This window comes from Kitasatospora sp. cg17-2 (assembly GCF_054031055.1).
In genome coordinates this window covers 9,609,437-9,624,343 of the sequence record NZ_CM132923.1, presented here as the reverse complement: position 1 = coordinate 9,624,343, position 14,907 = coordinate 9,609,437, and the positions used below count along the sequence as shown (strand labels likewise).

General features: G+C 74.2%; 12 protein-coding genes. 8 read left to right on the top strand and 4 right to left on the bottom strand.

All coding sequences use genetic code 11. The features are described from left to right. Nucleotides 1-310 precede the first annotated feature (310 nt). On the top strand, nt 311-1,813 hold the full coding sequence (locus ACW14Y_RS40300) for a hypothetical protein (protein WP_456985330.1): 1,503 nt from the start codon (nt 311-313) through the stop codon (nt 1,811-1,813). A 386-nt stretch (nt 1,814-2,199) separates the two neighbouring features. Here the strand turns inward: ACW14Y_RS40300 and ACW14Y_RS40295 are convergent, their stop codons facing one another. Next, nucleotides 2,200-3,042, bottom strand: coding sequence for an SDR family oxidoreductase (locus ACW14Y_RS40295; protein ID WP_456985329.1), 843 nt, complete (start codon nt 3,040-3,042; stop codon nt 2,200-2,202). Nucleotides 3,043-3,105: 63 nt separating this feature from the next. On the opposite strand from ACW14Y_RS40295, the gene ACW14Y_RS40290 reads away from it, so the two are divergent. The 3 genes from ACW14Y_RS40290 to ACW14Y_RS40280 all read left to right on the top strand — a co-directional run bounded on the left by ACW14Y_RS40290 (nt 3,106) and on the right by ACW14Y_RS40280 (nt 6,313). Then, the gene (locus tag ACW14Y_RS40290; RefSeq protein WP_380395054.1) at nt 3,106-3,489 is read left to right on the top strand and encodes a winged helix-turn-helix transcriptional regulator; all 384 of its coding nucleotides are present in this window, start codon (nt 3,106-3,108) and stop codon (nt 3,487-3,489) included. Between the two features lie 287 nt (nt 3,490-3,776). Beyond that, a complete protein-coding gene (locus tag ACW14Y_RS40285) occupies nt 3,777-5,519 on the top strand; it encodes a TnsA endonuclease N-terminal domain-containing protein (RefSeq protein WP_456985328.1) in 1,743 nt (580 codons plus the stop codon). A 362-nt stretch (nt 5,520-5,881) separates the two neighbouring features. Then, nucleotides 5,882-6,313, top strand: coding sequence for a hypothetical protein (locus ACW14Y_RS40280; RefSeq protein ID WP_380308581.1), 432 nt, complete (start codon nt 5,882-5,884; stop codon nt 6,311-6,313). 113 nt (nt 6,314-6,426) lie between these two features. Here ACW14Y_RS40280 and ACW14Y_RS40275 read toward each other — a convergent pair whose 3' ends face one another. Next, nucleotides 6,427-7,182, bottom strand: coding sequence for a TIGR04222 domain-containing membrane protein (locus ACW14Y_RS40275; RefSeq protein WP_456985327.1), 756 nt, complete (start codon nt 7,180-7,182; stop codon nt 6,427-6,429). A gap of 188 nt (nt 7,183-7,370) precedes the next feature. Here ACW14Y_RS40275 and ACW14Y_RS40270 point away from each other — a divergent pair, with 188 nt between their 5' ends. Further along, nucleotides 7,371-8,207: a hypothetical protein gene (locus tag ACW14Y_RS40270; protein WP_456985326.1), complete on the top strand. Its 837-nt coding sequence runs from the start codon at nt 7,371-7,373 to the stop codon at nt 8,205-8,207. Nucleotides 8,208-8,381: 174 nt separating this feature from the next. Here ACW14Y_RS40270 and ACW14Y_RS40265 read toward each other — a convergent pair whose 3' ends face one another. Both ACW14Y_RS40265 and ACW14Y_RS40260 read right to left on the bottom strand, forming a co-directional pair. After that, a complete protein-coding gene (locus ACW14Y_RS40265; RefSeq protein WP_456985325.1) occupies nt 8,382-9,461 on the bottom strand; it encodes an inosamine-phosphate amidinotransferase 1 in 1,080 nt (359 codons plus the stop codon). 437 nt (nt 9,462-9,898) lie between these two features. Then, nucleotides 9,899-11,806, bottom strand: a complete 1,908-nt coding sequence (locus tag ACW14Y_RS40260; RefSeq protein WP_456985324.1) for an nSTAND1 domain-containing NTPase — start codon at nt 11,804-11,806, stop codon at nt 9,899-9,901. Nucleotides 11,807-12,077: 271 nt separating this feature from the next. On the opposite strand from ACW14Y_RS40260, the gene ACW14Y_RS40255 reads away from it, so the two are divergent. From ACW14Y_RS40255 to ACW14Y_RS40245, 3 genes are read left to right on the top strand one after another with little or no spacing between them, the layout of a single operon-like run. Next, a complete protein-coding gene (locus ACW14Y_RS40255) occupies nt 12,078-13,043 on the top strand; it encodes an HpcH/HpaI aldolase/citrate lyase family protein (protein ID WP_456985323.1) in 966 nt (321 codons plus the stop codon). Between the two features lie 2 nt (nt 13,044-13,045). Then, a complete protein-coding gene (locus ACW14Y_RS40250) occupies nt 13,046-14,299 on the top strand; it encodes an aminotransferase class I/II-fold pyridoxal phosphate-dependent enzyme (protein ID WP_380308569.1) in 1,254 nt (417 codons plus the stop codon). Continuing rightward, nucleotides 14,299-14,832: a MaoC family dehydratase gene (locus tag ACW14Y_RS40245; RefSeq protein WP_456985322.1), complete on the top strand. Its 534-nt coding sequence runs from the start codon at nt 14,299-14,301 to the stop codon at nt 14,830-14,832. The genes ACW14Y_RS40250 and ACW14Y_RS40245 overlap by 1 nt, the downstream gene beginning before the upstream one ends. Nucleotides 14,833-14,907: the final 75 nt, after the last annotated feature.

Genomic DNA, 14,907 nt, shown 5'->3' with positions numbered 1-14,907 from the left:
TGCCCGACGCCAGTGCGGTCCCGGTATGTGAGACGGAGTCCGCGGGTGGTCCAACGGTCGCGGAACCCCTTCGAGCCACGGGGCCTGACCGGTCGACAGGGGACGGGCAGGCGCTCCGGGACCGCTCAGTCCCGCTTCCGCCCCTCGGCAGTACAGGGGTTGGCGGGTTCTCATCAAGGCGGTGTCCGGAGCATTGACCCGGGCCCCGCCCGGCGGTTGGCTCGTACCCAGCCGACCGCCGAGGGGGGCGGGCCGCGCGGCAGTGCGTGGCCGGGCGCGCGTGAGGCGCGAGCAGGGGAGGCAATCCGCTATGACCAGAACAGAACCGGCCGCCCGCACCGCCCGCACCACCCGGGGAACACGCGCGGTGCGGGCCGCCGCGGTGCTGGCCGCCGCCGTCCTCGCCGGGGCCACGGCGGTCGTCCCCGCCGAAGCATCCCCGGCCGAGGCAGCCCCGACCGGCGCGGCGCAGGCAGACGCGGCGCACGCCGGGGGCCTCCGGGCGCGCACCGTCCGGCTCAGCACCGGTATCGGCGGCGCCGAGCCGGACCGCGGGAGCCGGGCCACCGGGCTGAGCGCCGACGGCCGTTGGGCCGTCTTCGACTCCGACGCCACCAACATCGTCCCGGGCGACACCAACGGCACGACCGACGTCTTCGTCCGCGACCTGTGGACCGGCGTCGTCCAGCGGATCAGCCTCGGCTCCACCGGCGCCCAGGCCGACGACTTCTCCTACGAGGGCGAGATCGACGCCCTCGGCCACTCCGTGGTGTTCACCTCCCGGGCCGGCCTCGTCCCGGAGGACACCAACGGCACGACCGACATCTACGTCCGCGACCTGTGGACCGGCGGCATCGAGTGGATCACGGCGGGCGGCCCGGCCCAGCTGGAACCCGACCGGTACGCCAACGAGCCGTCGATCAGCGCCGACGGCCGCTACGTGGCCTTCTCCTCGACCCGCGACGACCTGGCGCCCGGCGCCGGCCCCTACGGCACGGTCAACATCTACGTCACCGACCGGTGGCAGCACACCACCCGCCTGCTCACGATCGGCGCGGACGGCTCACCGGCCAACCGCCACTCCTTCTGGCCGGTGATCAGCGCGGACGGCGGGAGCGTCGGCTTCATCTCCCGCGCCACCAATCTGCTGCCGCCGCCCGCCGGGGGCGCACCGGCCGCCGCCGGTGACGACGAGGCCTCACCGCCTCGGCCCGACCGCCGCGGCCTCCACGGCGACGGCACGGCCGCCCGACCGCCCCGCCAGTACCCGTACTACGTCCACGACCTGGCCTCCGGCCGCACCACGGTCGCCAGCGCCGACGAGTCCGGCAATCCGCAGCCCGCGGCCACCGGCACGATCAGCCCCGACGGCCGCCTCGCCGTCTACTCCTGCCTCGTCCCCGACGAACCCGACGGCAACTTCCGCCACCAGGAGCTCTTCGTCCGCGACCTGAGGACGGGAGCGGTCCGCCGACTGCCGATCGCCCTGCCGGGGACCGTCACCACCGGCAGTTCCTCCCTACCGGTCGTCGCCCCCGGCAACCGCTGGGTGTACTTCAACTCCGACGCCGCCAACCTCGTCCCGGGCGACACCAACCACGCCACCGACGTCTTCCGGCACGACCTGTGGACAGGCCGCACCGAGCGGGTCAGCGTGGCCGCCGACGGCTCCCAGTCCACCGGCAGCTCCTACGACCCGGTCGTCGGCGGCCTGGGCACCGCCGTCCTGTTCACCGCCGACGACGGCACCCTGGTGGACGGCGACGGCAACTTCTGGAACGACGCCTTCCTCCGCCGCGTCCTGCCGTTCTGACGCGCCGACCGCCTCCCCGGCGGCCCACGGCACCGCCGGACCCCACGAAGCGGCCGCCCGCCTCCGTGGCCAGGAGTCCCGGAGGCGGGCGGTGGTGTGCCGCGTCGTGCGGTGCCTGGGGCCGCCTCCGGGATCCGGGGCCGCGCCACGCCCGGCTGCGGGCGTGGCGCGGCTGCGGACCGTGGAACGGCTGTGGCCCGTGGAACGGCGGCGAGGGCGCTTCCGGGGATCCCGCCGAGCTCGGCGAGGACGGTCTCCGGTCGGTCGGGGACCGAGACGGACGCGTCGGGCCGACCGTCGGGGCCGGCTGTCGGCGCCCCTGTGCGCTCAGCGGGTCCGTGGCGACGCCTCGGTCGGGCCCCGGTCGGCCGAGCGGCCGGAAGAACCTACCGGACCGCCTCCGTCAGCCATTGGAGCGGGGTGCGGGGCTGCAGGCCGAGCACTGTCCGGGCGGAGCGGTCGGGGGCGATCGCACTGTCCGGGAGCGTGCCGAGGAAGTCGTAGAGTCCCGCCACGCCACCGGCGGCGTCGGCGCCGAGGAGCGGGGCGAGCAGGTCACCGAACGCCGCCGGGGTGAGCGGTTCGTAGGTGACGGCGTGGCCCAGGCAGGCGGCGAACGCCTCGGCGAGTTCGGGGCCGGTGACCGCGGGGTGCAGGCCGACCTCGATCAGGCCGGTGACCTCCGGCCGGTCGAACAGTGCGACCGCGGCGTCGGCGACGTCCAGGTGCGAGGCCCACGACACCGCGTGGCCGACGGGCAGCGGGTAGCGCAACAGGCCCTGTTCGCGGGCGCCGGTGACGACGGGCGGCAGGAGGAGGTTCTCCAGGAACAGGCGCGGCGCGATCACCGCGTGGGAGAGGCCGCTCTGCTCCAGCCCGTCGACGACAGCCGCGACCGCCGGGTCGGCGAACTCCACGGGCACGCCGCCGCTCGTGGAGAACACCACCCGGCCCGGGCGGGCCGCGTTCAGGGCGGCGACGATGCTGCGGGCGTGGCGCAGCCGGTCCTCCGGCCCGCCGATGGGGAGGTGGACGAAGACGCCGTCCGCACCGCGGTACGCCTCGGCGAGTGCGTCGGTGGCGCCGAGGTCGATCGCCCGCACCCGAGCGCCCGCGACGACCGCGTCGGCGTTGCGGGTCAGGGCGGTGACGGAGGCGCCGACGGCGGCGAGGGCGGCTGCGACAGGGGTGCCTTGGGCGCCGGTGGCGCCGTGGATCACATAGCTCATGAATCGATTAGTGCATACAGTGCACCAGTTACTTCAACTGCACTATTGGCCTACAGTGAAGATGTGTCGACGAATCCTCTTCCCGAATGCGGCGTAGCCCGGTTCCTCACCCTGCTCGAAGGGCCCTGGGCCACGCTCATCGTGCGCGAGCTGCTGCACGGCCCGCACCGCTTCACCGAGCTGCGCGCAGCGCTCCCTCGGATCAGCCCGCACACCCTCACCAGCCGTCTGCGCCAGTTCGAGACCTACGGCCTCGTCACCCGGACCGCCTACGCCGAGATCCCGCCACGTGTGGAGTACCGCCTCACGCCGCTGGGCGAGAGCCTGGGTCCCGTGCTCGAGAGCATGGCCGCGTGGGCCGCGTCGGTTCCCGACCCCTCCGACCCCGCGTCCTCCTCCCCCGGCCGTGGCATCGGCCCCGCTTCGCGTGCGCTCGGCGACGGATAGCGTCCTCCCGCAGAGGGTACGGAGTCGGCTCCGGCGGGGAGGTGCTGCCAATCTCGGCCGGCCCGACCACCGCCCCCACCCGGACCGGCGCCCCGGCCGCCGCCCCGCACGAAGCTCCCGCCTCGCGGTGGGGGCCTTCTCGCACGGGCGGGAGCTCCGGCTGCTCCGGGCGCACACACCGCGGCCGCGCGGGCTGTGCAGAAGGTCACTGTGAGCAACGACCCGGTTCCGAGCTGCCGCGTGTGCGGGCATACTTTCGACGGTACGGCGGAGCCCGGGGGGAAATCGTGCAGCGTACATCGTCCAGTCCGAGGTCCGGACTGTCCGGCGCGGGCCCGGAACAGGAAGGCGCGGACACCGTCGACAGCGTCCCGGCCGCTTCCGATCCTCGGGCTGTCGAGGTTCTCGAGGAGTGGCAGCGCCTGACCGGACACGTCCTGCGCCCCGAGCGGCAACCCGTCTTCCTGGCGCGCCCGGTGGTCGCCGCCCTGGCCGCGGTGAACTCCGAGGTCCGTCGGGACACCGGACGGCGCCTGTGGCGGGACATGCGGCAGCTTCTCCTGGACGACTGGGCGCTGGAGTGCGCCTGTCCGGGCGCTGTCGCGCTGGCACCACCCTGGAGCGCCGTCGCCGAACGCGACGACGACACCACCATGGTCCTGCGGGAACTCCTGGCCGCGGCCGTGGACGAGATCCCTGCCGAGCGCAGCCGCCAGATCCTTGCCCGCCGGATCGGTGCGGGCGACCAGGACGCCCAGAGCATGGAGAAGATCGCCGGCGCCTTCGGCCTCTCCCGCGAACGTGTCCGCCAGCTGCAGAACAGGACCGTGCGCGCGATGGCTCGCGCCAGGACACCCGCCACCAGCAGGCTCCGCGCCCTGCTGTCCGACCTGGGCCGGCTCGAAGGCCCCCCGCCCGAACACGACGACGGCCCCGGCAGCGCCGAGCGCCTCCTCGACCTGTCCCAGGTCCTGTGCCCGTCCATGGCACCGCGCCAGGCGGTGGCTCTGCTCGCCGCCCTGACGGGAGTCCGGAAGCTGCCCGCGGACAACCTCGCGGCGCAGGCGATGACGATCCGCGCGCTGCGCCAGGACACAGCCCGCCGCGAGTCCTCCCGGCAAGGGCGTGTCGAGCGGGCCGAGGCCCGATGGAGCCGCCTCGACCGTGACGTCCGGTGGTTCGGCACGCCCGAGAGCGCTCCCCCGCGCACGGAACTCGAAGCGCTGCGCCAAGCCGACGGCGAGGAGCCCGGCTCCGGGTCCTGGCACTGCCCCAAGCTCGGGCGTGCGGTGGCGTACGAGTCGGAGACCGAGCTGCGCGTGATCCAGCTCCTCTCCTTCGCGCCGCAGGTCTCGTACTACCAGGAGCAGCCCCTCGCCATCGGCTACCGCTTCGACGGGCGATCGCGCACGTACTTCCCCGACCTGCTCGTCGCCACCACGGACGGACGTTGCGTCCTCGTCGAGGTCAAACCGGTCTTCGAGATGGCCACCGCCGTCAACCTCGCCAAGTACCGCGCTCTGGAGACACTGTGCCGCGAACGCGGCTGGGGACTGCTGGTCACGGACGGGAACCGCACCCGCGCCCTGCTGGAGGAGCACCGACCGGACCCCCGCCTCGTCGGCGTCATCGGCCCGCTGCTGGCCAGGGGCACGGTGCTGGGATGGCCCCATGTCCTGACCGCCGCGGGCGAACAGCGCCCGGGCTCCCTGGACATCGCGTCACTGGTCCTTCGCCACGGATGGGACTGGCGCACCCGGCCGTTCCGGCTGCGGGCCGGCGAATCCGTGCCCGAGCCGACTCCGGCGGTCGTCGCGCCAGCGCGCCAGGACGCGCTGCTGCCGGACCGTGCCCCGGCGCCGCCCTCCCCCGGCGAGCCGGTGCGCCCGACGCCCGAGGAGATCGAAGCGGCCCGGACCCCGGCCGGCGGATGGAGCCGCGGCCAGCTCGCGGCGTGGGGCGTGCCCTGGCCTCCTCCCAAGGGCTGGAAACGACAGCTGACCGCCCACACCCGGCCCGAGTGTCCGTGACGTGCGAGACGCCGGCGGCCGTTCGCGCCCTGTCTTCGCCGCACCCGATGCGAGGCAGTCCCTGCTGCGCGCGGTGCGGCAGCGGCCGGGCCCGATGCGTCCGGCGGCCACGGGGACGCTGCCGGCCGACGGGCGGTGGCGAACACGGGGACTCCGTGCTGCGTATCGAGCCGCTCCACGGACCTCCTACCGCCTGGTCGTTCGAGGTCCCCCAGCAATCCGAGCACACCGGCGACCCGGCGGACAGGTCTCGTCGAAACACCCGTCACATCCCCTCGGATCCGGTAGACATGCCCTGTCCGAGGCGATCCAGCCGGCGTGACGACACGTCCGACCGCCTTCCCGAGACCGAGGGAGAACCCGTGGCCGACACCAGTACCCCGCCCACCGAGCCGCTGCACTACGCGGTGGACCTCACCCCGGCCGATGTCCGGGCCATCCATGCCTTCCTCCGCGAGCAGATCCGCCCCATGGAGGGGGACAGCGCGTTCGGCAGCGCGGAACAGCGTGCCGCGCGGGCGCTGTCCAGTCTGGTACGCACCGCCACCGCCCGCGCCGAGGTGATGCTCGGGCGTCTGATCGAGACCCCCGACGACCGGCACCGGACGGACAATCTGAACAGCCTCCGCCAGAGCTGGCAGTCCCTGGTGGAAGCCGCCGAGGAGTGGGCCGACACGCCGGGCTTCGACCGCCGCCGGTGGCGCGAGGTCGACGCCGACCCCGCCGCCGCGGCTCTGCGCCACCGGCTGGTCGCCAAGCAGCGGGCCGAATCCTCCGCCGACGCGAAGGCCTGACCCGCGCCCCCCGTGCCTCCCCTCCCCCTCCCCCGGCCGCACGGGGGTCCTGCCGGGGGACGGCGATCGCGCGCCGAGTGCCACCGTCCGACCGGCGCCCCGGGGCCGGCAGGTCAGATGACGGCGTCCGACCCCTCGTACGGGCCGCCGCCACTGCGGGCGACGGTCTCCCGGGCCGCACGGCCGCCGAGCAGCCCGGCCGCCGCCGCGAAGTCCGGCAGCAGGCGGCGCAGGGCCCGGCGGCCGTACAGCGCGATCAGCAGGCCGGCCTCCTCGGGTCCCGGGCGAGTACCCGCCGCCCCCGGCAGGGGGTGATCGCGGCGCAGGTCCCGCAGCAGGCGCCGCCCGGCGAGGGTGCGCACCGGTGCGAGCAGCACGCCCAGCGCGAGCACGGCCACCGGAACTCCCGCCGGCGCGGCCCCGTGCGCGGCGGCGACCTGGGCCAGGACGGCGGCGGCGAGCGCCGTGAGACCCGCCGCCGCCAGCCGCACCCGGCCGCACCGCAGACCCCGTGCCACCAGGTCGACGCGGACCTCCTCGTTCGCCCGCCGCACCGCCGGGGCGACCGCCGCGTCGCTCCGGGACAGGGCCCGGCCGAAGGCCGACCGCGCGGCCCGGTGCAGCGGCGTCCCGTCCCGCCCCGGGCTCCCGTGCACCACCCGCTTCAGCCGCCCGAAGCGGTCGACGTCCAGCACCCCCGCGAGGTGCAGTTCGACGACGACCACCGTCAGCGCCGCCTTGGACCCGCCGCGCACCGCGGCGACACCCGCCGTCGGCAGATCCTCCGCCCGGCCCCGGAGCGGCAGCCACCGCAGCAGCCCCGCGCAGAGCAGCCCCACCACCGCACCCACCGCACCGATCGTTCCCACAGCGCCCCCCGTAGCCAGAGATCCGGCGGCGTCCGCGGCCGCCCGTCACCACAGGGCCAGACGACGGCCCGCGCCCCGCGGTTGCCCCTGACGAGGAGGAGCCGCAGCGGAGGCGGACACCCGGGGCGGCCGCAGGAGCGGCGAGGGCCAGGAACTATCGTGGGCGGACTCGAACAAGGAGCCGCACCATGGCCACCGCCCGTCCCCGCATCCTCTTCGTCTCCGACCTCGCCTACCCCGCCCGCGGACGGCGGTACTGCGACGAGGACATCCTGCTGACGTCGAGGCTGCGGGCGGACTTCGACCTCGCGGTGTGCCACCCCCTGGACGCGGCCGCCCTGATGGACGGCTTCGACGCCGTCGTGGTGCGCAACAGCGGCCCCGTCCTGCACTACCAGCGGGCGTACGACGCGTTCCGGGCCCAGGCCCTCGCCCGTGGCACCCGGGTCTACAACCCGCTCACCGGGCGCGGCGACATGGCCGGTAAGCAGTACCTGACCGAGCTGACCGCCGCCGGGTACCCGGTGATCCCGACCGTCGACCGCGCCGAGGACCTGGGGCGGCTTCCCGACACCGCGCAGTACGCGGTGAAGCCGAAGGCGGGCGCGGACTCCATCGGCCTGGCCTTCCTGGACCGGGCCGGGCTCGACGGCGCGGACCTCGGCGGGATGCTGGTCCAGCCCCGGATCGACTTCCTGCACGAGGTGTCGTTCTACTACGTGGACGACGCCTTCCAGTACGCCCTGTACGCGCCGGACCCCGAGCGCCGCTGGGAGCTGGAACCGTACCGCGCGAACGCCGAGGACCTCGCGTTCGCGGACCGGTTCGTGCGCTGGAACACCCTGGAGCACGGCATCCAGCGCGTCGACGCCTGCCGCACCCGCGCGGGCGAGCTGCTGCTCGTCGAGCTGGAGGACCTCAACCCGTACCTCTCCCTGGAGCTGCTGGACGAGGCGACCCAGGACGCCTTCGTGCGTGCGACGGCCGACTCGCTGCACCGGTACCTGGCCACCGGCTCCGTCTGACACCTCGCCCGGCGGCGGACCGGTGCCCCGGCGGCGGAGCGGTGCCCCGGCTGCGGTCGTCGGTACCCGGGGCGGTCCTGGTCGGGAAACCCGGGATTCGGGTTTCCCGACCTCTGCGGCCCGGTGGAGGTCGGCCGGCCTCGTGCTCGGCCCGCTCGACGCCGCCCCCGCGGGTCAGGACAGGTAGTCCTCCAGACCGCCGTCGCGCCGGATGTCCAGGGTGACGCAGTGGAAGCCCCCGCCGAGCAGCCGGGAGTGCCGCAACCGGTGCGGCAGAACCGTGATGCCGGCATGCTCCAGCTGCTTGATCAGGGCGTCCTGGCCGGACTCGACGATCGCCGTGTCCGGGGCGACCATCAGCAGGTTCATGCTGATCCAGCTCTCGCTCAACGCGTTGTCGACCGCGTCGCCGGTGGGCTCGGCCGGTGGGCACCACAGGATGTCCCAGCCTCGCAGCGGCTCCGGCACGGTGTCCGGGCCGACCCGCTCCGGGTTGAGCAGCACCAGCCCCGGCCGCAGCAGCGCGATGGTGCTGTCGATATGGGTGTAGCCGTAGATGTCGCGCAGCGGGTGCAGTCTCAGCCCGCCGTCGCCGAGCAGGCCGAGCGTGGACTCCAGCCACCGCAGGCCGAGCTCGTTGCCGCTGCGGGACACCTGGTAGAACACGTCCCGGCCGAGCCGCAGAACGTTGGCGGCATCGAAGACCGGCTCGCTCTCGCCGAGCAGCGGGAGCCCGTCGGCGTCGAACTCGAAGAGTTCGTCCCTCAGTTGGGGCCGGGGCGCGGAGATCCAGCGGGCACCTCTGCGCAGGTAGTCGTGGAAGAGTCCACGCAGCCCGAAGACCTCGAAGTAGCGTTGGCGCATCGGGCTGGCGACCTCGATGACCGTCTCGCCGACGACCAGGGTGAGGTCACGCGGGCAGTACGAGTGGAACCCGCCGTCGGCCTTCCACAGCGGGGAGGAGAACTCCGCGGCGTGGTCGATCACTTCGGGCTGGTGCACGGTGACACCGAGGCCGCGCAGGGTGGCCACCAGCGCGTCCAGGTCCTCCTCCGTCTCCTCCACCACCTGTGGCGAGTAGGGGCCGACCGGGATCGAGGCAAGGTCGGCGGCGCTGGTCCTCGGGAAGCAGGAGAGCCAGGACGACGGCTCGTTCTGCTCGGGCAGCCGGGCACCGACGGCCCTGCCGACCACGACCTCCCGCAGTGTGCTGAACTCGTCCCAACTGTGCACCGGACGGGCCGGACTGGACATGATTCCCCCTTGACGCGGGTTCGGGAAAACGAGGACGCGACGGCGAGAACGACGGCTTCCGGCGGTGTGGCGACGGCCCCGGGAGGTGCCCCGGGACCCCGGTCGGACGGGGCCCCGGGCCTGCGGACGCCGGCCACGGGGAACAGCGGTACGGGTCCGTCGCCGGACCCTCCCCGGCCGATCAGGGGCGACAGGGGCGACCAGGGCTGACGGAACTCACCGGCCGGGCGGCCGAGTTCGCTCGTCGACGGGCCGGGATCGCTCGTAAGCTACCCGGCCGGTCGACGACGGCGCAAGGACCGTGATCGGCACCGCGGGCGCCGCCCCACCGGGCTCCGGTCGATCAGCGCGTTGTTCGACTCCGCCGCGCCGACACCGATCAATCCCCCGCCCGCCGCACGGACTGCCGCCGCCGCTCCCCGCGGGCGGCCCGGGGGTCACCAGCGCCAGGCGCGCCGGATCCGGCTCCCTCCGGCCAGTGCCAGCAGCGCTCCGCTCGCCGCGGCGACCCCGGCCACCGTCAACTGCTGGCGCTGCGCCCGGCGGCGGTCGGCGGCGGCGGCCCGGGCCGAGGCCGCCAGGAAGGCCCGTTCGATCCCGGTGGCCGCCAGCTCTCCGTCCGCCACCCGCCGCATCAGCTGCTCCAACCGCGCTCCCCGGTAGAGCAGTTCGGGATCCCGGCCGGCACCCGCCCACCCCCGGGCCGCCATGGTCAGCCCCCGCAGCTCGCTCAAGGCCCCGCGCCCCTCGACCAGCCACCCGCGCAGCCTCGGCCAGGCTTGCGGGAGGGCGTAGTGGGAGAGTTCGACGGTTTCCCCGTCCACCACCACCAACCGCGCGCGGACGAGCCGCTCCAGGATCTCCGGGACCCCGGGACCGTCGAACTCCGCCCGCCACAGCGGAGTTCGCGCCCCCTCGTCGCCGCCCGCCACCTCACCGGCCGCCACCTCACCGGCCGTCCCGACACCGGCCGTCCCGTCACCGCCCGCCGTCGGCCCACCGCCCAGGGCGACCGCCGCGGCGGTGCCCCCGCCGGCCCCGAGCGGACCGCCGTCGAGCAACTCCGCGCCGAGCCGCAGGAAGACCGCCCGCACCAGCATCCGGTCCGCGATCTCCAGCCCGTCGTACAGCGTCTCCGCCGCGCGGGCCAACGCGCCCTCGAACCCGCCCGTCGCCTGGAATCCCGCCAGGGTCAGCGCGTTCCCGCTGCGCCGCCGCCACGTCGCCGCCAACGCCGCGGACACCAGCGACAGCCCGCCGGGCTGGTACGCGGCGGTCGAGATGAGGACGGCCAGCAGGGCTCCTTCGACGGTGCAGCCCGCCCGTAACGCCGGTTCGGTGATCGCCCGCCGCAGTTCGACCGGCGCCGGACGCCCCACCGGGACCACCGCGTGCCGGGCGGCCTCGGCCAGCCCCGGGTGCTCGGCGAACAGCGGCCCGCTCTGGTCGGAGCGGATCACCAGCACGACCCGGCACCCGGCCTGCGCCGCCCCCGCCGGCCCCGCCGGTCCGGCCGGGGGCCGTTCGGGAGCGCACGCGGCCAGCGCCACCAGCGCGTCCAGGAAGCGCACCCGCTCGGCGGCGTCCCGGCACCGGGTCCGCAACTGCTCACCCTGGTCCACCACCAGGACGGAATCCCCGGCCGTCGGCCCGGACAGGTCCCGCGCCGCCCTCGCGGCCGACTGCCCCAGCCGGGCGAGCGCGAGCGCGTACGCCTCCATCGGTCGTTCGCCGGGCGTCAGCAGCGCCACCGGCACCCCATCACCGGTCCGGGGCCGCTCCGCCCCGCCCTCCGGGCCGTCCCCGCCCCCGCCCCCGTCCCCGTCCCCGGTCGCCGCCGCGGCCGCAGGCGACCAACCGAGCCTGGTCAGCAGACCAGCCCTGACCAGGGACGACTTGCCCGCCCCGGACGGCCCGGTGACGATCACCAGCCGCCGCTCGGCCAGCACCGAGACCAGACGGTCCAGCAGCGCCTCCCGGCCGAAGAACCGATCGGCGTCGACGGCCTCGAAGGCCGCCGCGCCGGGGTACGGGGCCCGCCCCACGTCCAGGGCGCGCCGTCGCGCCGCCGCGTCCGCGGCCAGCTCGGCGGCCAGCAACTGCCAACGGTGCCGCCACTCCCGCACGTCCCCGCCGCAGGCCTGCACGTAGGCGAGGGTGACCGCGAGGCTCGGCAGCCGCCGCCCGCCCGCAGCCACCGACAGACTGGCCGCCGAACAGTGTGCCCGCAGGGCGAGTTGGCGGTACGGCGGACTTCCGGCGCGCTCCCTCAGCGCCCTCAGATCGCCCGCGAAGCGCAGCAGCGCCCCGTCCCCGGGATCCAGTGGACTTTCCCGACGCGGCACTTACGGCCCCCTTCGTCGTTGAAGCGGTGTGCTGACGCCCTTGCGCGTCCACGCGCCGACGCCCGCCGTGTGTGCCGTGGTGTCATGCGTGCCGCGCGCGTCCCCTGTCCGTCCCCCGGTGATTCATCATGCACAGGGCCGTTGGCGTCGAACAATGGTGCGTGCGGGTCGGTTGTTCCGAGTTGATGTTCAATGTCCAGCCGTACGGCGCCGAACAAGCCCGGTGGGATAGAACCGGGACCCGCAGCCCTCGCTGACTTCGGAGACATCCATGAAGTTCACGCGGTACTGCCGTTCCCTGCTGTCCACACCCGCGACGGCGGTGGAGCGGTACACCAAGAGCCACCGGTCCGGGGCCGACATCGCCATGGTCGATCTGGAGGACTCGGTCCCGCCCGCCCGGAAGGAGGAGGCCCGCCGTCTCGCCGAGGAGTTCTTCGCCCTCCCGTCCACCAAGCTGGCGCGCAGCGCGGTGCGGATCAACGCCCTGTCCGGGCCGGAGGGCCTGCGCGACCTGGTCGCGATCACCCGCTACCGCGTCAAGCCGGACCTCGTGCTGATCCCGATGGCGGAGTCCCCCCGGGACGTCGCGATCGCCGCCGGCGCACTCGGCCAGGACTGCCCGGAGACCGAGTTCCTGGCCGTCGTGGAGACCCCGCTGGGCATCGAGCACGCGCCCGCCATCGCGGCCGCCGGCCACCGGCTGCGCGGGCTGGTCTTCGGTTCGGCCGACTACGCCTTCGCGGTCGGCGCCCGGCTCTGCTGGGAGGCCCTGGCCCACGCCCGCGGCCGGGTGGTCAACAGCGCCCGCGCAGCCGGGATCGAGGCGATGGACGCGCCGTTCTTCGAGGTCGACGACCTGGCCGGGCTGCGCCGGGAGGCCGGTCTCGCCCGGGATTTCGGCTTCAGCGGCAAGATCGCCGTCCATCCGCGCCAACTGGACCTGATCAACCGGACGTTCAGCCCGGACGAGGAGCTGCTCGCGCGCGCCCGCCGGGTCGTCGCGGCGGGTCTGGAGAACGGCCGCTCGGTCACCGTGGTGGACGGGGTGATGGTCGGCATGCCGTTCTTCGAGGCGTCGCAGCGGCTGATCGAGCAGTTCGACCCGCCGCCGCACCCGGCTCCGGACCGGCCCGACACCCGAACCGCAACCCGGGCCGAACCCCGAACCGAATCCCGGGCCGACAGCCGAAACGGCACCCGAACCGACAACCCCGACCACGCGACGGAGGAGTGACGATGACCGAGGAATCGATCCTGGGCCCGCGCCGGTACCGCAACGCCGAGGCCATGCTGGCCGGCGCCGATCCGGTCTGGCAGGCCGCCGCCGCCAACGGCCTGATCGGCATCACGGTGGACTCGGAGTCCAACAACCGGCTGATCGTCCGCGAGAGCGGCCACGAGTTCGCGAACATGGTCTCCTGCGCGTACCTGGGCCTGAACAATCACCCCGCCGTCGCGGCCGGCGCCGTGGAGGCGCTGACCGAGTCCCGGAGCACCTGGCTGGTCACCTCCACCACCCGGATCCGGCACAACCTGCTGGTGCGGCTGGAGGAGGAGCTGGGAGACCTGTTCGGCGCGCACATCCTGCCGGGCGCCTCCTGCACCTCGCTCACCGCCGGCATCCTGCCGCTGATCGCCTCCGGCCACCTGGACGGCACCTGCCGGAGCGGCGGCGGCCCCCGAGTGATGGTCTTCGACCGCTTCTGCCACTTCTGCATGGCGTACGTGAAGCCGATCTGCGCCGACGAGTCGCTGGTCCTGACCTGTCCGCACAACGACCTCGACTACCTGGAGGACATCTGCCGCAAGTACCCTCGGGTCGCCTACGTGGCGGACGGCGCGTACTCGATGGGCGGTGCGGCCGCCCTCGACGGCCTGCTCGAACTCCAGGACCGCTACGGGCTGTTCCTCTACATCGACGACTCGCACTCGCTGTCCATCATGGGCGAACGCGGCGAGGGCTTCGTCCGCTCCCGCCTGGAGATGAACCCGCTCACGGTCATCGTCGCCAGCCTCGGCAAGGGCTTCGGCGTCGGCGGCGGCATCGCGATGCTCGGCAACCGCGAGCAGTTCGAGTTCCTGCACCGGCACGCCGGCCCGGTCGGCTGGTCGCAGAACGTCGCGCTGCCTCTCGTCGGCGCCTCGCTCGGCAGCGCCGCGATCCATCGCTCCCCCGAACTCGCCTCGCTGCAGGGCCGGTTGAACCGGAACATCGAGCTCTTCGACGAACTGCTGCCGACCACATTCGCGGGCAACGGCCTGCCGGTGCGCCGGATCGACGTCGGGGACGCCGAGCAGGCGGTCAAGTTGTCCGCCCAGCTCTTCGAACGGGGCTTCTACAGCTCGGCGGTGTTCTTCCCGATCGTGCCCAGGGGCGAGGCCGGGCTCCGGCTGATGATGCGTGCCGACATGGACGAGCCGCTGATCCGCGAGTTCGCCGGTCACGTCAAGGAACTCACCGCCGGTCTCCGGGAATCGAGGGAGGCCTGATGGACGACGGAGCCGTTCCCGCCGGCTACCGCCGGATCGGCGAGCGCCGCTACCGCGAGGTGGTCGGGCGCCACTACGAGGAGTTCGAGGTCGGCGAGGTGGTGGAGCACCGCCCCGGACGGACCGTGACCGAGCTCGACAACGTGCTGATGAGCATGCTGAGCATGAACGACGCCCCGCTGCACATCGACGCCGCCTACAGCGCGCACACCCCGTGGGGGCGGCCGATCGTCTCCAGCCTGGTCACCCTCAGCATCGTCGGCGGGATGACCGCCCGGTCCACCAGCGGGCGCACCATCGCCAACCTGGGCTGGGAGAACATCCGGATGACCCATCCGGTGTTCACCGGTGACACCCTCTACGCGCAGACCGAGACGCTCGCCAAGCGGCTCTCCAGGAGCCGGGAGGGGCAGGGCATCGTGAACTGCCGCACCACCGGCACCAAGTCGACCGGCGAGACCGTGGTGGTGTTCGAACGCAGCTTCCTCGTCCCGCTGCTCGGCCACGGGCTGGACGAGGTCGCGGGGTACTGAGAGCCCGCGCGCGCCGGGTCCGGTACGGGGAGCCCGCCGCCGGACCCGGCGCGCGCGGCACGACGCTCGCGTCGG

Bases quoted from the DNA above. Each gene is read 5' to 3' on its own strand.
- ACW14Y_RS40265 (WP_456985325.1), bottom strand. From the start codon at position 9,461: ATGTCCAGTCCGGCCCGTCCGGTGCACAGTTGGGACGAGTTCAGCACA.
- ACW14Y_RS40245 (WP_456985322.1), top strand. From the start codon at position 14,299: ATGGACGACGGAGCCGTTCCCGCCGGCTACCGCCGGATCGGCGAGCGC.
- ACW14Y_RS40250 (WP_380308569.1), top strand. From the start codon at position 13,046: ATGACCGAGGAATCGATCCTGGGCCCGCGCCGGTACCGCAACGCCGAG.
- ACW14Y_RS40270 (WP_456985326.1), top strand. From the start codon at position 7,371: ATGGCCACCGCCCGTCCCCGCATCCTCTTCGTCTCCGACCTCGCCTAC.
- ACW14Y_RS40255 (WP_456985323.1), top strand. From the start codon at position 12,078: ATGAAGTTCACGCGGTACTGCCGTTCCCTGCTGTCCACACCCGCGACG.
- ACW14Y_RS40300 (WP_456985330.1), top strand. From the start codon at position 311: ATGACCAGAACAGAACCGGCCGCCCGCACCGCCCGCACCACCCGGGGA.
- ACW14Y_RS40295 (WP_456985329.1), bottom strand. From the start codon at position 3,042: ATGAGCTATGTGATCCACGGCGCCACCGGCGCCCAAGGCACCCCTGTC.